Raw genomic sequence first — 18,711 nt, 5'->3', positions numbered from 1 at the left:
CCTATCCTACGTATCGGTGCATCGCATCGAGGCTCGCTGCAAATGCGGTTTCGCTCATGGGTGGTGCAGTGTCAGTATCTTGGGCCACGGCAGTAGACAGCAGTATCGTCCTGGCCAATGCATCGGTGGTGCGGAAGGGAGCAGAATTTGAATGGGGGCGCGAGAAAGCCCCGGCATTCCAACCCGATACTCCCGCACCGACCGCGTAGAGCCACGAGGATTTCTCTCCCTTTCTACCCACCACACGGCAATGCTCGTCAACAAGCATTTTTCCGGTGCCGGTGGACTCGGCGGTGACAACCCCGCGCAAGTACAGCGAGGACAACAGCTCGTTGGTCGTATCCTGAAGCGCGGTCTCCGGAAGCCTGGCTTCGATCAATGTCCGCGCCGTGAGGCGGTGTCCGTCCACGACGCCGTCGGCGCTAAAGCTCCCGGAGTCCTCGTCCGTTGAAAACCTGACGTTGGGACCGAGGAAATGGATGAGACCTGCATCTTCCAGGGCCAGGAGTTCTTGCAGGCGGTGAGCCGGTGGCCCGGAATCCACGTAACTGAAAAATCCGTGCCACCATCCCGATACCTCGCGGCGGCTCAGGTCATCAAGCTCATCGAGGGAAACGACTTGACCCAGTCCCATGTAGGCGCCCAACAAGCCGAGGAACAGGCCCAGTGTTTCGGAATTACCCCCTCCGTCACGCAACTGCAGATCCCTGAGAATCACTTGCCGCACGGCGCGATGTACCTGTTCGGGGGAGTCGAAGGTCGTGGAGGCGAGCGGCCGATCCAGCGCCTCGAAGTCCAGCCGGTCCGCTGCCTGTGGGACGGAGTCCTCGACCAGCATCGTGCGCTCCGTGGAGTACCAGGGCACGACGGCAAAGGCCAGGGCAAAGGAATCCCAAGATGCGCAGGTGCGCTGCGGATGGGCGGTGAACAATTCGCGATAGTAGGAGTACGCGGCGTCCTTGGCAATCAGTGGCCACAGGTGCTCCCTGAAATTCAGCCGTCCATGGTCGGCCAATAATCCATCGATGGCCGCCCGGTTCAGGAAAGCCGGCGGGGCGGCGGTATCCCCTGCCAGAGCACCGCGGATTTTGGAAAGGTAGGGAACACCCCGGCGTGAACCCACGTGGAGCACCGGTTCGTCACCCGATGGGTGGTAGCCGAGGGTCGAATCGGGGTTAGGGGTAAATCGGCCGCCGCGCCCTTCCATGAGCAGGACAAACAGATCAATAAATGCCAGACCCATGCCCGAGACCAGGACATCTTCCCCGGCCCGAAGCACGCTGAGATCGAGGTCATTGGTGTAGGCCGGCGGCACATAGGTCACCGACGAGCCGATCCGGGCTGCGAATTGGGCGAAGCGTCGGGACGAAGCCGCGGGATGCGACTCCGTGTGGCCCACCGCCAGGACTACCGCATCGGTGAGCAACACCCTTGAGGAAGCCAGCACCACGCTGTGGCCACCGCGGTAACTCGCGGGACGAATCTCCACCACGGTGTCCCGGTGGATCTGGACGCTCACCCCCGGGGGCAACGAATTGATGGTGTGCCGCAGGAACCAATCCAAATAGGCGCTTTGCAGCCGCCGCGTGGGAAAGTCATCGGCATTGAGCGAACCAAGTTCGTGAGCGAGCTTATTGCCACCGGCGGTGATGGCCGCCGCGTCCGCGGGATATTCCCCGTTACGTAGCAGGCAAACCCATTCCCAGAGGGAGGGACCGGGCACTGCCGGGCCCTGGCAGGAGACCGAATCATCGGTAAACATGCTCACGTCCATGGCCATGGAATTCAGTTTCAGCAGTCCCGACTGCTCATCCCGCCAGATTCGCCCGGCGCCCGCCGGGAACGGATCAACAATGTCCACATGTAGCGGACCCGTAGCAACCTCACGGTGGTTGGCGGTAAGTCGTTCCAGCAGCATCGCAGCACGAGGCCCACCGCCCACCAGCAACAGGCGCGCCGGATCGTTTCCATCCTCCCGCCGACGTGTGCCGCGGTTGTCCTGCTGAACCATGGTGATGCTCCTGTTCTACGTCTGCTGCGGTGAAAAGTTTTGGACGCTTCCCGGACCAAGGGTGGTTTCGTGAACCGTCGATCCGCACCGTGTTCAGCCAGCCTAGGCATGCTGTGGGGATGGCCGAAAGCGCCCACGACGTGCAAGGTGACCTAGCGCAATGCCACGAGACAAGTCGTCATAAAACGTCGTGAAAACCATGCAGCCGAAGGGGTCCGCCAGGGAACTGTTGCGCCATATTTCCCGAAGCGGCCCACCAAGTAGCCTCGTTTGCCGGGTCCGAAATCAGCCCCTTAGCTTGGTTGAACACCGCGGAAAAACTTCGCAGTTCACCACAACCAAAGAACCCAACAATGCACCGCAGTAGCCGTGCAGCGCAGAAGGAGGTGGCACATGGGTGCCGCAACACCAACCACCGAGATCGATCCCGAACTTCATGAAGAGTCCGGGCCAGTAGCGGAATCCAGTACTCCGTCAACCTCCCAGGGACAGTTCAACCCCATCACCGAATCGACCTTTGGGCCGGACACCTTGGCGTCATTGCGCCCCGGGATTATTCCCGCACGGCACCCAGCCCGTTGGGTGGGAACTGCCGTGGTTGGCCTGGTGCTGGCAGCGATCCTCTACTCCCTGTTCACCAACCCACGGTGGGAATGGGGAGTGGTCGCCCAATGGTTCACCGCCGAATCGGTGATCCGCGGACTCGGCGAGACCTTGAAGCTCACCATCATCTGCGGCGTTTTGGGTTTTGTTCTCGGATTCATCTTGGCGCTGATGCGGCTGTCGGCCTCCCCGCTGTTCTCGTCGGTATCTTGGACCTTCTCCTGGATTTTCCGTTCAACCCCACTGCTGGTCCAGCTGCTGCTTTGGTACAACCTGGGTTACCTCTACGAAAAGGTCAGCCTCGGCATCCCCTTCACCTCGCTGACGTTCTTTGAAATCAACACCACCACGCTCATCAGCCAATTCGCCGCTGCCGTGCTGGGACTGACCTTAAACCAGGCCGCCTATTCTGCCGAGATTATTCGCGGTGGCATTCTTTCGGTGGATCAAGGACAGCTCGAGGCAGCGGCGGCCCTGGGCATCCCGCCGTGGCGCCGATCCACCCGGATTGTGCTGCCACAGGCCATGCGTTCGATTCTGCCCACGGCCTTCAACGAGATCATCGGCCTGGTCAAGGGCACCTCGATCGTCTACGTGCTGGCCTACGGCGAACTGTTCTATACCGTCCAGGTCATCTACTCACGTACCCAGCAAGTCCTGCCGCTGCTGCTCGTGGCCACCTGCTGGTACATCGTGATCACCTCGGTGCTTTCGGTGGCCCAGTACTACATCGAACGCCACTACTCCAAGGGAGCGGTGCGCACGCTGCCCGATACCCCGACGCAGAAACTCCGCCGCTTCTTCACCATCCGCACCCGGACCACGATTGGAACCCGATGAGCATCACGTCCACCGAAGCCCCCACTCGCGGCCTGGTTGAAATCCGCGACGTCCATAAGGCCTTTGGGACCAACCAAGTGCTCAAGGGCATCAACCTGCGGATCAATCCGGGAGAAGTGGTGGCCATTCTGGGTCCTTCCGGATCCGGAAAATCTACCCTTCTGCGCACCATCAATCACCTGGAAAAGCTTGACGGCGGCACCATCACCATTGACGGTGCTCTGATGGGCTACAAGATCCGCGGCAACCAGCTGCACGAGTTGCGTGAAAAGGAGGTGCTGCGTCAGCGCACGCACGTGGGCATGGTCTTCCAGAACTTCAATCTGTTCCCTCACCTCACCGCGCTGGCCAACATTATCGAGGCACCCATCCAGGCTCAGGGCCGCGACCGAGTCGAAGTGACAGCACAGGCGCTGGCCCTGCTGCGCCGCGTGGGACTCGAAGATCGGGCTGACGCCTACCCCCGGCAACTCTCCGGCGGGCAACAGCAGCGCGTGGCGATCGCCCGAGCGCTGGCGTTGAATCCCAAGGTGGTGCTATTCGACGAGCCAACCTCCGCGCTGGACCCGGAACTGGTTGGCGAGGTGCTCGACGTCATCCGCGCCCTGGCCCAGGATGGCACCACGCTGATCGTGGTCACCCACGAAATGGGCTTCGCCCGCGATGTTGCCGACCGGGTGGTCTTCATGGATGCCGGGAACATCGTTGAAGAGGGAACTCCGACACAGATTTTTGGTGCACCGCAACAGGCACGAACCAAGGAATTCCTCTCCAAGGTCATCGAACCAGCCTTCCACCTCTGAGCCCCCCGGACCACTTGTCCACTCACGCATAAGGACCCCTGATCATGAAGAAACTCTCGCTTTCGGACACCACCGCACTGAAGCCGCAGCGCCACGTTCTAACGGTGCTCACCGTGGCAGCAGCCGCTGCCCTATCGTTGACCGGATGCTCAGACCCGGGCAGCGCCACGGCTGGCACACCAAGCGGCCCCGGTGCGGCGGCCGCCGCCGGATCCATCACCTACAACACCTCCCCGGAACAGAACCGCATCCGCTCCACCAAAGACCAGAAGCTGGCCGACAGCCTCCCGAACTCCATCGGCAAGGACGGCAAACTGACGGTTGCCACCTCCGCGGGTTCCATTCCATTGACCTTCCATGCCACGGACAACACCACATTGGTGGGAACCGAGACCGACCTGGCGCAATTGGTCGCCGACAAACTCGGACTGGAGTTGGACCTGCAACTCACGAGCTGGGAAAACTGGCCGCTCAAGACGGACTCTGGCGCGGTGGAGGTGGTCTTCTCCAACGTGGGCATCAATGCCGAACGCGTCAAGAAGTATGACTTTGCCCCGTACCGTGCGGCCTTCATGGGATTTGAAGCGAAAAAGGACTACTCCGGGACGGTCGAGGGGGCCGATGACATTTCGGGCAAAAAGATTTCCGTGGGTGCCGGGACAAATCAAGAAAAGATCTTGATCGCCTGGAACAAGGAACTTACCGACGCCGGCAAGGCCCCGGCCGAACTTCAGTACTACTCCTCGGACGCCGATACCATCTTGGCGCTGTCCTCGGGTCGCATCGATTTGAATATCGCGCCGTACCCGTCCACCGTCTACCGCCAAAACAGCCGTGACGACCTCAAAGTGGTCGGCAAGATCAACGCCGGTTGGCCCGCCTCAACTCTGGTGGCCGCCACCTCCAAACGTGGCAACGGGCTGGCAGAACCGATTGCCAACGCGATCAACGAACTGATCTCCGAGGGCACCTACGCCCAGGTCCTGGACCGTTGGGGACTGGGCGAGGAAGCGGTGAAGTCTTCGGACGCCGTCACCGCCGAGAACTTCACAGCAAACTAGCCATCAGTCACCGAGCCTCAGGAAGAAGAGAACCATGACGACCTCACCGGTACACCGCGCAGTGTTGATCCTTGAAGTTGACGGGGCAGGTGCGCATCCCGCGGCCTGGCGCCTTGACCCCGCAGGACCGGCCAACGTGCTTCAAGCCAGTCACACCGCCAAAAGCGTTCTGGCTGCCGAATCCGCCGGCTTCCACGCGGTGAGCTTTCAAGACACCCGGCTGGCTCCCGAGCACGGGCCGGACGCTCGACTTGATGCCATCCAGCGCGCCGCCTACCTCGGCCCATTGACCCACAGTATTGGACTGCTCCCCGTTGCCGACGCTATCTACACCGAACCATTCCATCTCGCGACCCAGCTCTCGGCCTTGGACTCCGTCTCCGCCGGACGCGGCGGTTGGATCGTGTCGGGTACCGGTAACCCCGCTGAGGGTGCGGCCGTGGGACGCGATGCGGTAGCGGCCGAAGATCTGCGCACCGAGATTGCCGATGTTGTCGAGGTCGGTCGCCGACTCTGGGACAGCTGGGAGGACGACGCGGTGATCAAGGACGTCGACACCGGACGGTACCTGGATAGGACCAAGGTCCATTATGTGGATTTCACCGGTCAGCGCTTTTCCATCAAGGGCCCGGCCATCAGTCAGCGTCCCATTGCCGGACAGCTGCCGATCTTCGCCCCCGAGCAGCTGGCCGAGGGCCACGACGCCGTGCTCTTCGGGGCTCCGGATCTTGGTGCCCTGCTCGAGGCCGCCCATGCGGGGGCCGGGACCGGCCGGCGCTTTGCCGAAGTCGAGTTTCTTCTTGACGCCGCGGGGGAGAGCGCCGCCGCACGGCTCGAAACGCTGAATTGCTGGGAGAACACTGAACCGGCGCATGCCCGCTTTGTGGGTAGCGCCGAAGACTTCACCGCATTTCTGCGGACCTTGCTGCCGTTGGTATCGGGGGTACGTTTGCACCCCGCGGTGCTATCCATTGATGCGGCGGAATTCGCCGCGCTGGTGCTTCCCGAGCTGCGCAAATCCCAGCTGCTGGCGCCCATCACCACCGGTAATACGCTGCGCGAGGTGCTCGGCCTGCCGGCGGCCACCAACCAGTTCGCCGCGCTCTAGGCCCGCGCAAAACCTTGAGACCCAGGAGAAAAACATGAGCACAGAGCAGCCCACCGAAAACCACATCCGCCTAGGAGTATTTTTCCAGGGCGTGAATTCAAATACCGTATGGAAGACTCCCGAAGCTGGATCTCAGACCGATTTCGAGTCCTTCCGTCGTCTGGCCCAGACCGCCGAACGCGGGCTGTTCTCGGCGTTCTTCCTCGGCGAGGGTCTGCGTTTGCGCGAGCACCTCGGGGCAGTGCATGACCTTGATGTGGTGGGACGGCCCGACGCCCAAACCATGCTGGCGGCCCTTGCCGCGGTGACATCCAACATCGGCTTGGTGGCCACGCAGAACACCACGTATAACGACCCGGCGGATCTGGCCCACCGACTGGCATCCCTCGATTTGCTCTCCGGGGGCCGTGCCGCCTGGAACATCGTGACCACAGACAATGCCTGGACCGGAGCGAACTTCCGTCGTGGCGGGTACCTCGACCACCAAGACCGGTACACCCACGCGGAGGCCTTTGTGGAGACGGCCAAGGCCATCTGGGATTCGTGGGGCTCCGAAGATATTGCCGCCACCGGGCGTCAGGCCTCGTGGCTCAAGCCCGGTGCGGCAACGCCGATCGAGCACCAGGGTGCCCACTACACCATCGATTACACCTCGCGGCTACCGCGCAGCGCACAAAGCCGGCCGGTACTCTTCCAAGCCGGAGACTCCGACGAAGGCCGGGACTTCGCAGCGCGCCAGGCCGATGTCATCTTTTCGGCCCATACGGGGCTACAGGCCGCCACGGATTTCCGCGCCGATATCACCGCTCGCACGCTGAAGGCAGGACGCGCCGCCAGCGCGGTCAAGATCATGCCCGGGGCAGAATTCATTCTGGCCGAGACTCCACAAGCCGCCGAGGAAAAGAGACGCTGGGTCAAGGAGCAACAGATTGGCCCGCAACAGGCACTGGCCTACCTCGAGCAGTTTTGGGGTGAATCGCTGGAGGGAATTGACCCGGAGGGCCCGCTGCCGAGCTTCGACCCGAAGATCAGTGAATCTGATGTCACCCGCGGTAGTGGTTTCCAGGGGGCCAAGCCCGTTGAACTGACTCGCGAATGGCGAGAAACCGCCACGGCCCAGGGCCTGAATATTCTGGAATTTGTGCGAGCAAAATCCGGACGTTCCGATGGCACCTTCGCCGGTTCTTACACCCAAGTCGCCGACCGGCTCGAGCAATTCGCGGCCCGGGGACTGGTCGATGGATTCAATGTCACCCCGTGGTTAATTCCCAATGGTCTCGATGACATCGTCAACCATCTGGTTCCCGAACTTCAGGAACGTGGCATCTACCCCACCGAATACAGCGGAAGCACATTACGCGAAAATCTGGGGCTGGATGCTGTTGAACCAGCCACCGCAAAACATCACTCAGACACAACGATTATTGAGGTTGGAGCATGAAAAAAGGTACAAGCGCTTCGCTGCTGATTGGGGTTGCAGCATTGGGGTTGTTGCTCTCGAGTTGTTCCGATCCCGGGGCTGCCACCGCGGCCGGCGAATCAACTCAGGCAACGGGGTTCAATCTTGCTCCTGAGCAGCACCGGAAGGCTGCCGCCCCGGTGCAAGCAGCAGAAAAATTGCTGCCAGAAGCCGTTGCGGCGGATGGAAAATTGAGGGTTGCCATCGTTCCGGGGGCTGCCCCACTGGCGCTCTTTGCCACCGACAATAAAACCGTCATCGGCAACGAGGCAGACATCGCCGTGGCCCTGGCCGAATCTCTCGGGCTGAAGGCCGAGCTGGTTCCGGTGTCGTGGCCGGACTGGCCGCTGGGAGTGGAATCGGGCAAATACGAAGTAGCGATCATTAACGTCACGGTGACCGAGGAACGCAAGAAGAAGTTCGATTTCGCCACATATCGCGAAGACAAACTTGGCTTCTATGTTGCTACGGACTCCAAGGTCACCGAGATCAAGGAGCCCAAGGACGTTGCCGGATTGCGGATCATCGTCGGGTCCGGGACCAATCAGGAAAAGATCTTGTTGGCGTGGGACAAGAAAAACAAGAGTGCGGGTCTGGCACCGGTTGACTTCCAGTACTACGACGACGAGGCCTTGGGCACCATCGCACTGAATTCCGGGCGGGCGGACGCATCATTTGGCCCCAATGCCACCGGTGCTTACAAGGCGATCACCGACGGTAAAACTCGTCTGGCGGGCCTCGTGCCCGGCGGCTGGCCGGATGCCGCAAACATCGCCGTAACGGTAAAAAAGGGCAGCGGATTGGCCGAGGCCTCCCAGGCTGGCATCAACGGCTTGATCGAATCGGGTCTGTACCAAGAAATCCTGGACAAGTGGTCGCTGGGTGAAGAAGCGATCAAGGCCTCGGAGTTGAATCCTGCGGGGCTGAAAGACTAACGCGTCCCTAAGACAACCCTTCGGGTACAGCAAAGGCCCAGCTCCAAGTTTCCCCGGCGCTGGGCCTTTCTCATGCTTCCCCGCTGTTTCTCCGCGACCTAGAACGGGTTGAGCAGACGGTGCACAAACTGCTGGGTACGTTCATTTTGCGGTGCACGCAGCACCACATCGGGGTGGCCACGTTCAACGACCACGCCTTGATCCATGAACACAATCTCGTCGGCCACCTCGCGGGCGAAGGCCAACTCGTGGGTCACCAGGACCATGGTCCATCCCTCATCGGCCAGCTCCTTGATGACCCGCAGGACATCTCCGACCAATTCCGGATCCAGGGCCGAGGTCGGCTCGTCAAAGAGCAACAGCGACGGCTTCAACGCCAACGCCCGCACGATCCCGACGCGCTGCTGCTGTCCTCCGGAAAGCTGATGCGGGTATTGGTCGCGCTTTTCGGCCAGACCCACCCGCGCCAGAAGAGATTCGGCCTCGGCGATGGCCTCGGCGCGCTTGCGCCTTTGCACCATCACCGGACCCTCAATGACATTTTCAAGGACCGTCATATGCGGGAAGAGGTTGTAGTTCTGAAAAACCATGGCACTACGGGAGCGCAGAACCTGAGCCTGCTTTTGCGTCGTTTTGGACGTAAAGGACACCGCCGGGCCTTGATCGAAGGCCACCTCGCCACCGTCCGGGATCTCCAAACCGTTCAGGCAGCGCAATACCGTTGTCTTACCGGAACCGGAGGGACCGATCAGGGCCAGCACCTGCCCCTTACCGATCTGAAGATCGATGGAAGTGAGGACCTCATGGTCACCAAAGCTCTTTTGCAGACCCGTGGCCTTCAGCAAGACCGTGGGTTCGGTGGAATTACTAGCGTGCGACATATCGATCAAACCTTCTTTCCAAGCGAGTCTGGCCCATGGAGAGCACCAGGCAGATCACCCAATAAATGAGGGCAGCTTCGATGTAGATCAGCATAAATTCCTGGCTGAATGCCGCAATCTCTTGAGCCTTACGGAACGCCTCCGTCACCAAGACCACGGAGGCAAGGGAGGTGTCCTTGATCAACGAGATGAAGGTATTGGACAACGGCGGAACAGCAACCCGGGCGGCCTGCGGAAGAATCAGCCGGCGCAGAGTCAGCGTTCGTGACATTCCAATGGTGTAGCCCGCCTCCCACTGTCCCTTGGGGACAGACAGAATTGCCGCACGGATGACCTCGGCAGCGTAACCACCAACATTAAGCGAAAAAGCAATGATGGCGCTTGGCCACGGGTTCAGCGTGACTCCAATAGATGGCAGCCCATAGAAAATCACAAACAACTGAACCAGCAGTGGGGTTCCCCGAATGGCGGAGATGTACGCCCGGGCAATAAACGAGACAACCGCATTCTTGCTCAGTCGCATCAGCGCCATGAGCAGCGCAATGGCCAGACCAATAACGAAGCTGATCAGCGACAGCGGGATGGTTCCCTTCAAGGCACCCTGCGTTATGGGCCAAAGCGAGTCGAGGAAGAGATTCCAGTCGACTGTCATGGACAGCTCTCCTTGGATCGTTGGAAAGGCGCCGGAAATCTCCGGCGATCGTGCATACGAGGAAGCCTACTTGGTGACGTCTTCACCAAAGTACTTGTTAGAGATTTCGGCCAGGGTGCCGTCGGCCTCTAGTTCGCCCATGGCCGTGTCGACCGCCTTGACCAGATCTTCGCTTCCCTTGCGGAAAGTCAGGGCGCTTTCGGATTTCTCGGTGGTTTCGGCCGCGATCTTGATGCTTGGATCGTTCTTGGTCTTCTGCGAATCCAGGTAGGTCAACTTGTCGTTGATCGTTGCGTCCACGCGACCCTGCTTAACCAGGGTCACTGCCTGGGCCCAACCTTCAACCGCCTGAACGTTTGCCCCCGATTCCTTGGCCAGCGCGTTCCAGTTGCTGGTCTGTGACTGCGCCGAGCTCTTGCCCTTCAACGCTTCGAAGGAGGTGATATCGGTGTTATCGGCCTTGGTCACCAAGACGCCCGTGCTGACGGTGTACGGAGTCGAGAAGAGGTACTTGGCGGAGCGCTGCTCGTTGATGGTGACCTGGTTGGCGATCACATCGAAGCGATTGCCCTCCAGACCAGCAAAGATGGCGTCCCACTGGGTTTCTTCGAAGGATGCCTTAACGCCCAACTTGTCGGCAACGGCGGTAATGATCTCAACATCAAAACCGGTCAAAGCGCCCGTTCCACCCTCATGGAACGAAAACGGCTTGTAGGTTCCCTCGGTGCCGACCTTCAGCACCCCGGCGTCCTTGACCTGCTGCAGGGTCAAACCCGGAGCAGTTCCCGAGGCCGGGGAGGACGCCGACGGTTCGGTAGTCGAAGCGCAACCGCTGACGGTGATCGCAAGCAGAGCGGTGGACAGCAAGGCAACGAGTTGACGTTTCATGAAGGTTGAGGTCCTTTCAATGACCAGATGATCTACGAGTTCGGTGTAGCGGCACAGCTGATCCAAGACACCGTGAAAATAAAAGCTTGATGCGACGCTAACACGGCCAACGTCAAGGCATAAGGCACTTATTCCGAAGTGCGTCGAAAATCCTTGTCACATCCAATCTTGACTGCTCAATTTTGGAATGACGGCGACACACCGTGACTCACGATAACCCTGGCTATCTGACCCGGTCGCCGGACCTAAGGCTAAGAAACGCGACCGTGCTCATTCATGGTGACCACAGCATCGATCTGCACCTTGGCACCCAGTGGCAGACCGGCTACCTGCAGTGTGGTCCGCGCCGGATAGGGAGCTTTCATGGCAGCGGCGTAGATGTCGTTAATGACGTTAAAGTCCTTGTAGTCCGTCAGGTAAATGGTCGTCCGCAGCAGGTTAGCCAGGGTGAGGCCCAGCTCGGTGAGTAAAGTTTCAACATTTCTCAGCATGGCGGTGCATTGTTCGGCGATGTCGTCCGAAACGAGGGCGCCGTCCTCGGGACGCTGGCCGATCATGCCCGAAACATAGCCGGTGTCACCGTCGCGTACGAAATGAGAAAATGGCGCCGTGGACTGGTGCAGGGCAGGGCTGAAATGGTGATTCTTCATGCTTCTCCTCGCTAGCTGCAGAAAAAGGTTTCGGGGACGCCGAGCCACCGTCACCGTGGATGTCACTCGTCGTATGTTCAATGCCGCGGTATGCGGGCCCGTACCTCAGGTCAAAATCAACGGCACGACCATCATGGCCGGAACCGCGACGATGGTGGTAAGCAAGACCGTGTCCTTGGCCAAGACAATGCCGCGCTCATAGCGTGAGGCGGTAACGAAGATGTTTTGTGCCGTTGGCAGGGCGGCCATGATCACCGCAGCAAAAACGGATTCGCTCTCAAGGTGGAAGAGCCATACGGCCAGTACCCAAGCCACGACGGGTTGAAACACCAATTTCATGGCGGTGGCCACCAACGTATCGGCCCGGCGCCCGCCCGAGGCTTCCAAGGGCTTGGAACCGACCAGCGAGATACCGAAGGCAATCAGCATGGCGGGGATGGAAGCTCCGGCGATGAGATCGATGGGATCTGCTAGCGGTTGGGGAAGGCGAAGATCAAAGAGCGCACACATCAGACCGGCTAGGGAACCGACAATCATCGGATTCTTGGCCGTCTGCACCAGCATCGAGACGACGGTGGTGCGGTGCCGGGACGTGCTTGCGTCAAGGATGGCCAGACAGATTGGTGAGAACAGCGCCAATTGCCACAAAATCACGGGGGCGGCATGAGCCATATCGCCTAAAACATACAACGCAATCGGGAGACCCAAATTGGCGGAGTTTACGGTGGAGGCACTCATCGCCCCAATGGTGGTTTCGGTCAGGTCGCGGCGGAGCCACCAGCGGGTGATCAGTACGTAGGCGATGGCCGTGAGTAGGGCAGATGCCGCGGCCACACCCAGAAATGGGCCCAAGACCGAGGCCGGGTCAGATTCGGAAAGCGTGGTGAAGAGCAATGCGGGGCTGGCCACAAAAAATGTCAGCCGGTTCAGCACGTAGCGAGCATTTTCGCCCAGGACCCCGGTGCGGCCGACGAAGTACCCCACTGCTATGACGGTCCAGACGACGGCAAAACCTGAGAGTACACCGCTCATGAAGTCTTCGCTTCCCTTCCGGTGAGGATTCAGCACCGCAAGGCGCACTTAAATACGTGGGGACCCGGCCAATGACCGAGTCCCCATGTCCCTAAAGAGCGGGCGACGGGAATCGAACCCGCGTGTCCAGCTTGGGAAGCTGGCGCTCTACCATTGAGCTACGCCCGCATTGCTCCGAGAAGCCTAATGGCGCCTCGGGCGAAAAACAGCATATCCCAAAGTGGGGTACAAAGACCTAATCGACGCTCCCACCAGTGGTAACGACGAGTCAGATTGCCGCGTCGGGGCTCGGACTGCGCTTGGTCAAAAATGGTCGGGAAAGCTGCTCGGCGAACCGGGCGGCAATCGGACCGAAGACCGCCAGTAGTAACACGTACGCGGTGGCAAGAGCGGCTAATTCTCCGGTGACGGCACCCGAGGCAACGGCCAATCCGGCGATAACAATCGAGAACTCGCCGCGAGCAATCAAGGCCACACCGGCTCGAACGCGGCCCGGGATCCCAATGCCGGCCCGTTTGGCCGCCCACGCCCCGGTGGCAACCTTCGTCAGCGAGGTGACGACCGCCAGCAAGATCGCCAGGGGAAGTACCGCGGGGATCGTGGTGGGGTCGGTGTTAAGCCCAAAGACCACAAAGAACATCGCGGCGAACAGATCCCGCAGCGGCTCAAGAACCTTCGTTGCCGAATGCGCGGTGGAACCGGAGATCGCAATGCCCAACATGAAGGCGCCCACGGCGGCCGAGACATGCATCGCGGAGGCGAGTCCAGCGACCAAGAGCGCCGCACCGATGAGCTTGAGGAGAAAATTTTCCTGGTCGGAGGAATGGATCAGGCGGGAAATTTGGGGACCGAAGCGTAGCGCCGCCAGCAAAACCAGGGTGATGGTTGCCATGGCAACCCCTACGGTCCGGAGCCCGCCCCAGAAGCTAAGACCGGCCAGAGTTGCGGTGAGTACCGGCAGATAGATCGCCATGGCCAGGTCCTCCAGGACCAAAATGGAGAGCACCACGGGTGTTTCACGGTTACCTAAACGACCGAGGTCCGAAAGGACCTTGGCGATAATGCCGGAGGAGGAAACATAGGTAACGCCACCCAGAACCAGGGCGCCGACAAATCCCCACCCCATGAACAGGGCCAGTACCGCTCCGGGGGCAAAATTCAGAACCAGATCTACAACTCCGGCTAGCCACGAACTTTTCAGCCCCGTGACTAGTTCGCGGGCGGTGTATTCAAGCCCCAACATGAGCAGCAGCAGGATGACGCCGATTTCGCTGGCGATCTCCCCGAACTCAGAGATGCCCTCTAAATTGATGATGCCGCCGCTGCCAAAGAGCAGTCCGCCGACCAGATACAGCGGAACCGGGGTCATCCCGAATTTTGCTGCCAAACGACCAAGTAATCCAAGCCCCAAGAAAACGGCGCCGAGCTCAATGAGTATTAGCGCAGTGCCGTGCATGAACCGTGCACCTCCCCTTAGCCGTCGTTAATCAGATGCGCCGCTTTTTCCAACCCCGCCGCGGTGCCGACGATGATCAGTACGTCCCCCGCATTAAGTTCAAAACCGGGAGTGGGCGAGGGGAAGACCTTGCCACTGCGGGAAACTGCGACCACAGAGGTGCCGGTCCTAGTCCGCAGGTGAGTATCGCCAAGAGTCTGGTTGACGTATGGGCTTTCGTGGCTGAGCACGAATTGCTGGGTGTTAACACCGGGCAGATCACGGTGCTGATCGCTCAGCTGCGTCACCAACTGTGGAGCGCCGAGCATGGCACCAATGGCACCGGCTTCCTCAACGCTCAACGGAATCGACGCGGCACAGGCGTCGGGGTCATCTCGCTGAGAAATAATCAACTGCATGGTGCCGTCACGCAGGATCACCACACCCACTCGGCGCCCGGACGCGAGGATGATTTCGCGCCGGACACCGAGCCCGGGCAGGGAGGTATCTTCAAAATCCATATACACACTCTAGACCGCGTCACCGTCTAAACGGTGCCAGGTCGCGAAGCGCACATTTTTAGAGATTGTTGCGTTTACTGAGTGGGGTTTTTCGGTGTTCCGTCGAGATTAAATTCCTCACGGATGGTGCGGACTCCCGCGTCATCAATCTCGAAACATAGTTCGTCTCCGGGGTTGATCACCAGACCGGTGTCCTGCAGGGAACGGATGACGGTTCCGCCCAGGACCTGGACGCCGTAAGGTGCCACGTCGATGTAGGCGCCGGGGATGCGACCCAGATCGGTGAACAGCGCGATGACCGGCTGGCCCTGAGCATTTTGGAGCAGCATCGGCTGGGCATTATGCGATTCGCCGGTGACCTTTTCTCGGCTGAGGAAGAACACCTCAGAATTCATGAAGGTGGCAATGACTTGACCATTTAGTGCCGGATCATGCTGTGCGGCACGGATCATCATTTCAAAGTGGTTGGCCGGGCCGGTAGCGGCCGCCGTGGTTTCGGGACCCGCGGTAGCTGTGGCTTCGGCGGTCTCGGAGGTGCTTGTGGCTGATTCGTTCTCTTCGCTCATGCCCCCAAGCATCCCTATATTGCGCCCGGCAATGCAACCCGATGTCTGGTTGTTGGGCCCGGCGTCCTAGAATGGGTGCATAAGTTTTGTTTCAGTTGCGAGGAAGCCTGATGCCCGAATTCCAGTATGAAGACCTTTTGCCCATTGGGGCAGACGAGACCACCTACCGCCAGATTTCGACCGATGGCGTGCGCACCGTGGAGGGCCCGGGAGGCCGAACCTTCCTCGAAGTGGATCCGGAGGCGCTGGAAAATCTGGCCACCACCGCACTGCACGACATCTCGCACTACCTGCGCCCGGCGCACCTGCAGCAGCTGCGCAACATCCTCGATGACGAGGAAGCCAGCCCGAACGATAAGTTCGTGGCCCTTGACCTGCTGAAGAACGCCAACATTGCCGCCGGCGGCATCCTGCCGATGTGCCAGGACACCGGAACCGCGATCGTCATGGGCAAGCGTGGTCAGCAGGTGCTGACCCAGGGCCCGGATGAAAAGGCTCTGTCCAAGGGCATCTACGATGCCTACACCACGCTGAACCTGCGCTACTCGCAGCTCGCCCCGTTGACCACGTGGGAAGAAAAATCCACGGGTAACAACCTGCCGGCACAGATCGAGATCTACGCCGACACCGAGGCCGGTCACGAAAACCAATACAAGTTCCTGTTCATGGCCAAGGGTGGCGGATCGGCTAACAAGTCCTTCCTCTACCAGGAAACCAAGGCCATCCTGAACGAAAACTCGATGCTGAAGTTCCTCGACGAGAAGCTGCGTTCATTGGGAACCGCCGCCTGCCCGCCGTACCACCTCTCCATCGTCATCGGCGGAACCAGCGCCGAGTTCGCGCTGAAGACCGCCAAGTACGGTAGCGCCAAGTACCTGGACAACCTGCCGACCACCGGCGCGATGACCGGCCGCGGCTTCCGCGACATCGAGCTGGAGGACAAGGTCCTCGAACTGACGCGTCACTTCGGCATCGGTGCCCAGTTCGGTGGTAAGTACTTCTGCCACGACGTACGTGTTGTCCGTTTGCCGCGCCACGGTGCTTCGCTGCCGGTGGCCATTGCCGTCTCCTGCTCCGCCGACCGCCAGATGCTCGCCAAGATCACCGCCGAGGGAGTCTTTGTGGAGCAGCTGGAAACCGATCCGGCGCGCTTCATGCCAGATGCCTCGCACCCGGCTCTCGCCGCGCACGACGAGGAGACCGATGGGGTCACCGGCACCGGTGGATCCTCCGTGGTGAAGATCGACTTGAATCAGCCGATGGAGCAGATTCTGGCCGAGCTGGATAAGCACCCGGTCAAGACCCGGCTTTCACTCTCGGGCCCGTTGGTCGTGGCGCGCGATATCGCGCACTCCAAGATCAAGGACCGCCTGGATGCCGGCGAAGAAATGCCGCAGTACCTCAAGGATCACCCGGTTTACTATGCCGGTCCGGCCAAGACCCCCGAAGGCATGGCCTCGGGTTCCTTCGGACCGACCACCGCAGGACGCATGGACTCCTACGTCGACCAGTTCCAGGCCGCCGGTGGTTCCATGGTCATGCTGGCCAAGGGCAACCGGTCCAAGCAGGTGACCGATGCCTGCAACACCCACGGTGGTTTCTACCTGGGTTCCATCGGCGGACCCGCTGCACGTCTGGCTCTGGACTGCATCAAGAAGGTCGAGGTCGTCGAATACGAAGAGCTCGGCATGGAAGCCATCTGGAAGATCGAGGTTGAGGACTTCCCGGCCTTCATCGTGGTGGACAACAAGGGTGAAGACTTCTTTGCCGAAACCCTGAAGCCGACCTTCACCGGCATTCCGGTGCGCGCCAAGTAATTTTTGCCTCCCCGCGAAGCCGGGGGCAAAAAATGAGGGGTGTGGCAGTGAATTCATTCACCGCCACACCCCTCATTTGTATGTACTGCCCGACTGCCAGTTCCCGGTGGGGGCGGGGTTACCCGCGGATGGTCAGCACGATCAGCAGTATGTTCAGTGAGACCAACAGCACCGAGATCAGGATCCCGGCGGCGGTAGTGAACCAGCGGTTGGCATGCTGGCCCATCACACTGGTGCGAGCCGTGAGGTTAACCAGCGGAATCAGTGCGAAGGGAATGCCGAAGGACAGCGCCACCTGACTCAGGATCAGGGCAAGGGTCGGATCCACACCCGCGGCAAGAATCACCAATGCCGGAGCGAGCGTGACCAAGCGACGGCCCAACAACGAAATGTTGCGATGCAACAACCCCGCCATGATTTCTGCGCCAGCGTAGGCACCGACGGCGGTGGAGGCCAGGCCCGAGGCCAGCAGGCCGACGGCGAATAGCGTAGCGATGACCGGACCCAGGGCGGCGCCGAGCGCGGCATGTGCGCCCTCCAAGGATTCGGTTCCTTCAACACCTGCCAGGTTCACGGCGGCCAGCAGCAGCATGGCCACGTTCACCGATCCGGCAATGAGCATGGCAATGGAAACATCCCAACGCGTGGCCCTGAGCAGGCGCGGAATGGCCAGCATGTTGGGAACCTTGCCAAATCTGTCCCGAGCCAGGGACGAGTGGGCGTAAATGGCGTGGGGCATGATGGTGGCTCCCAGGATGGAGACCGCCAGCAGTACCGAATTAGTGTCGGCGAAGCGGGGGATCAGGCCGCCGGCCAACCCGGCTGCCTCGGGTGGGGCGATCACCACGCCGGCGCAGAAGCCCACCGCGATGATCAGTAGCAGCCCAATGACAATGCGTTCAAAGACCCAGGGACCGCGGCGGGACTGGATCAGCAACAGGCTCATCGAGATCACCCCGGTGATCAGACCGCCGGCCAGTAGCGGCAGCCCGAAGAGCAGGTAGAGGGCGACGGCTCCGCCAATGACTTCGGCGATGTCGGTGGCCATGGCCACCGCCTCGGCCTGAATCCAGTAGGCGAGCCGTCCGGCCCTGGAGCCGAAGCGTTCACGCAAAACCTCGGGAAGTGACTTTCCCGTCACCACCCCGAGCTTGGCGGAGAGATACTGCACCAGCCAGGCCATGATGTTTCCGCTGATGACCACCCACACCAGGAGGTATCCGTACTGGGCGCCGGCGCTCATATTTGCTGCGACATTGCCCGGGTCAAGGTAGGCCACGCCGGCGACCAGCGCTGGGCCCAGCATCCAGAGCAGGCGCTTGGCCGGTGGCAGTCGTGTGCTGGGTGATGCGGAGGTGTCGATGACTACGGTGGCATCGGAGAACTCTTTGGTCATGGTCCAGAGTAACCTGTTTTAGGCGTGCCTAAAACAGTGTGGTGCCAAGGCCG

At 60.5% G+C, this 18,711-nt stretch carries 17 protein-coding genes and 1 tRNA gene; 7 read left to right on the top strand and 11 right to left on the bottom strand.

Features of this window, described 5'->3' with window-relative positions:
* Window position 1 precedes the first annotated feature (1 nt).
* Complete coding sequence (locus KUF55_RS13755) at window positions 2-2,011, bottom strand: FAD/NAD(P)-binding domain-containing protein (RefSeq protein ID WP_218816939.1); 2,010 nt, start codon at window positions 2,009-2,011, stop codon at window positions 2-4.
* A 393-nt stretch (window positions 2,012-2,404) separates the two neighbouring features.
* Between KUF55_RS13755 and KUF55_RS13750 the strand changes: the two genes are divergently transcribed.
* Genes KUF55_RS13750 through KUF55_RS13725 form a run of 6 tightly spaced genes read left to right on the top strand, consistent with a single transcriptional unit; the run spans window position 2,405 to window position 8,820 of the window.
* Entirely contained in the window at window positions 2,405-3,454 is a 1,050-nt protein-coding gene (locus KUF55_RS13750) for an amino acid ABC transporter permease (protein ID WP_132359197.1), read from the top strand.
* Window positions 3,451-4,257 carry an amino acid ABC transporter ATP-binding protein gene (locus KUF55_RS13745; RefSeq protein WP_304623512.1) on the top strand — a complete coding sequence of 269 codons (807 nt, stop codon included), beginning with the start codon at window positions 3,451-3,453 and terminating at the stop codon, window positions 4,255-4,257. The genes KUF55_RS13750 and KUF55_RS13745 overlap by 4 nt, the downstream gene beginning before the upstream one ends.
* A gap of 44 nt (window positions 4,258-4,301) precedes the next feature.
* Window positions 4,302-5,318, top strand: a complete 1,017-nt coding sequence (locus KUF55_RS13740; RefSeq protein ID WP_218816938.1) for an ABC transporter substrate-binding protein — start codon at window positions 4,302-4,304, stop codon at window positions 5,316-5,318.
* Window positions 5,319-5,352: 34 nt separating this feature from the next.
* Window positions 5,353-6,426, top strand: a complete 1,074-nt coding sequence (locus KUF55_RS13735; protein ID WP_218816937.1) for an LLM class flavin-dependent oxidoreductase — start codon at window positions 5,353-5,355, stop codon at window positions 6,424-6,426.
* A 34-nt stretch (window positions 6,427-6,460) separates the two neighbouring features.
* The gene (locus KUF55_RS13730; RefSeq protein WP_218816936.1) at window positions 6,461-7,867 is read left to right on the top strand and encodes an NtaA/DmoA family FMN-dependent monooxygenase; all 1,407 of its coding nucleotides are present in this window, start codon (window positions 6,461-6,463) and stop codon (window positions 7,865-7,867) included.
* Window positions 7,864-8,820 carry an ABC transporter substrate-binding protein gene (locus tag KUF55_RS13725; RefSeq protein ID WP_218816935.1) on the top strand — a complete coding sequence of 319 codons (957 nt, stop codon included), beginning with the start codon at window positions 7,864-7,866 and terminating at the stop codon, window positions 8,818-8,820. The genes KUF55_RS13730 and KUF55_RS13725 overlap by 4 nt, the downstream gene beginning before the upstream one ends.
* A 98-nt stretch (window positions 8,821-8,918) precedes the next feature.
* Here KUF55_RS13725 and KUF55_RS13720 read toward each other — a convergent pair whose 3' ends face one another.
* From KUF55_RS13720 to KUF55_RS13680, 9 genes are all read right to left on the bottom strand, one after another.
* Entirely contained in the window at window positions 8,919-9,701 is a 783-nt protein-coding gene (locus tag KUF55_RS13720; protein ID WP_132359185.1) for an amino acid ABC transporter ATP-binding protein, read from the bottom strand.
* Window positions 9,688-10,353 carry an amino acid ABC transporter permease gene (locus tag KUF55_RS13715; RefSeq protein WP_132359183.1) on the bottom strand — a complete coding sequence of 222 codons (666 nt, stop codon included), beginning with the start codon at window positions 10,351-10,353 and terminating at the stop codon, window positions 9,688-9,690. Before KUF55_RS13715 ends, KUF55_RS13720 begins: the two co-directional genes overlap by 14 nt.
* A 66-nt stretch (window positions 10,354-10,419) precedes the next feature.
* Window positions 10,420-11,241 carry an amino acid ABC transporter substrate-binding protein gene (locus KUF55_RS13710; RefSeq protein ID WP_218816934.1) on the bottom strand — a complete coding sequence of 274 codons (822 nt, stop codon included), beginning with the start codon at window positions 11,239-11,241 and terminating at the stop codon, window positions 10,420-10,422.
* Between the two features lie 251 nt (window positions 11,242-11,492).
* Entirely contained in the window at window positions 11,493-11,891 is a 399-nt protein-coding gene (locus KUF55_RS13705; protein WP_218816933.1) for a RidA family protein, read from the bottom strand.
* A 105-nt stretch (window positions 11,892-11,996) separates the two neighbouring features.
* Window positions 11,997-12,923, bottom strand: coding sequence for an AEC family transporter (locus KUF55_RS13700; protein ID WP_218816932.1), 927 nt, complete (start codon window positions 12,921-12,923; stop codon window positions 11,997-11,999).
* A 97-nt stretch (window positions 12,924-13,020) separates the two neighbouring features.
* A tRNA-Gly gene (locus tag KUF55_RS13695) sits at window positions 13,021-13,091 on the bottom strand.
* Between the two features lie 100 nt (window positions 13,092-13,191).
* Entirely contained in the window at window positions 13,192-14,379 is a 1,188-nt protein-coding gene (locus KUF55_RS13690) for a cation:proton antiporter (protein WP_132359175.1), read from the bottom strand.
* Window positions 14,380-14,396: 17 nt separating this feature from the next.
* Window positions 14,397-14,879 carry a cation:proton antiporter regulatory subunit gene (locus tag KUF55_RS13685; RefSeq protein WP_132359173.1) on the bottom strand — a complete coding sequence of 161 codons (483 nt, stop codon included), beginning with the start codon at window positions 14,877-14,879 and terminating at the stop codon, window positions 14,397-14,399.
* A gap of 74 nt (window positions 14,880-14,953) precedes the next feature.
* Window positions 14,954-15,445: an SseB family protein gene (locus tag KUF55_RS13680; protein ID WP_218816931.1), complete on the bottom strand. Its 492-nt coding sequence runs from the start codon at window positions 15,443-15,445 to the stop codon at window positions 14,954-14,956.
* A gap of 110 nt (window positions 15,446-15,555) precedes the next feature.
* Here KUF55_RS13680 and KUF55_RS13675 point away from each other — a divergent pair, with 110 nt between their 5' ends.
* A complete protein-coding gene (locus KUF55_RS13675) occupies window positions 15,556-17,262 on the top strand; it encodes a fumarate hydratase (protein ID WP_218816930.1) in 1,707 nt (568 codons plus the stop codon).
* Between the two features lie 118 nt (window positions 17,263-17,380).
* Here KUF55_RS13675 and KUF55_RS13670 read toward each other — a convergent pair whose 3' ends face one another.
* Complete coding sequence (locus KUF55_RS13670; RefSeq protein ID WP_218816929.1) at window positions 17,381-18,658, bottom strand: Nramp family divalent metal transporter; 1,278 nt, start codon at window positions 18,656-18,658, stop codon at window positions 17,381-17,383.
* Window positions 18,659-18,711: the final 53 nt, after the last annotated feature.

Origin of the sequence: Paeniglutamicibacter sp. Y32M11 (genome assembly GCF_019285735.1) — a bacterium.
Taxonomy (GTDB): domain Bacteria; phylum Actinomycetota; class Actinomycetes; order Actinomycetales; family Micrococcaceae; genus Paeniglutamicibacter.
The sequence above is the reverse complement of the archived record's forward strand: the minus strand, read 5'-3'. Positions and strand labels throughout refer to the sequence as shown.

Bases quoted from the DNA above. Each gene is read 5' to 3' on its own strand.
- KUF55_RS13755 (WP_218816939.1), bottom strand. From the start codon at position 2,011: ATGGTTCAGCAGGACAACCGCGGCACACGTCGGCGGGAGGATGGAAAC.
- KUF55_RS13750 (WP_132359197.1), top strand. From the start codon at position 2,405: ATGGGTGCCGCAACACCAACCACCGAGATCGATCCCGAACTTCATGAA.
- KUF55_RS13745 (WP_304623512.1), top strand. From the start codon at position 3,451: ATGAGCATCACGTCCACCGAAGCCCCCACTCGCGGCCTGGTTGAAATC.
- KUF55_RS13740 (WP_218816938.1), top strand. From the start codon at position 4,302: ATGAAGAAACTCTCGCTTTCGGACACCACCGCACTGAAGCCGCAGCGC.
- KUF55_RS13735 (WP_218816937.1), top strand. From the start codon at position 5,353: ATGACGACCTCACCGGTACACCGCGCAGTGTTGATCCTTGAAGTTGAC.
- KUF55_RS13730 (WP_218816936.1), top strand. From the start codon at position 6,461: ATGAGCACAGAGCAGCCCACCGAAAACCACATCCGCCTAGGAGTATTT.
- KUF55_RS13725 (WP_218816935.1), top strand. From the start codon at position 7,864: ATGAAAAAAGGTACAAGCGCTTCGCTGCTGATTGGGGTTGCAGCATTG.
- KUF55_RS13720 (WP_132359185.1), bottom strand. From the start codon at position 9,701: ATGTCGCACGCTAGTAATTCCACCGAACCCACGGTCTTGCTGAAGGCC.
- KUF55_RS13715 (WP_132359183.1), bottom strand. From the start codon at position 10,353: ATGACAGTCGACTGGAATCTCTTCCTCGACTCGCTTTGGCCCATAACG.
- KUF55_RS13710 (WP_218816934.1), bottom strand. From the start codon at position 11,241: ATGAAACGTCAACTCGTTGCCTTGCTGTCCACCGCTCTGCTTGCGATC.
- KUF55_RS13705 (WP_218816933.1), bottom strand. From the start codon at position 11,891: ATGAAGAATCACCATTTCAGCCCTGCCCTGCACCAGTCCACGGCGCCA.
- KUF55_RS13700 (WP_218816932.1), bottom strand. From the start codon at position 12,923: ATGAGCGGTGTACTCTCAGGTTTTGCCGTCGTCTGGACCGTCATAGCA.
- KUF55_RS13690 (WP_132359175.1), bottom strand. From the start codon at position 14,379: ATGCACGGCACTGCGCTAATACTCATTGAGCTCGGCGCCGTTTTCTTG.
- KUF55_RS13685 (WP_132359173.1), bottom strand. From the start codon at position 14,879: ATGGATTTTGAAGATACCTCCCTGCCCGGGCTCGGTGTCCGGCGCGAA.
- KUF55_RS13680 (WP_218816931.1), bottom strand. From the start codon at position 15,445: ATGAGCGAAGAGAACGAATCAGCCACAAGCACCTCCGAGACCGCCGAA.
- KUF55_RS13675 (WP_218816930.1), top strand. From the start codon at position 15,556: ATGCCCGAATTCCAGTATGAAGACCTTTTGCCCATTGGGGCAGACGAG.
- KUF55_RS13670 (WP_218816929.1), bottom strand. From the start codon at position 18,658: ATGACCAAAGAGTTCTCCGATGCCACCGTAGTCATCGACACCTCCGCA.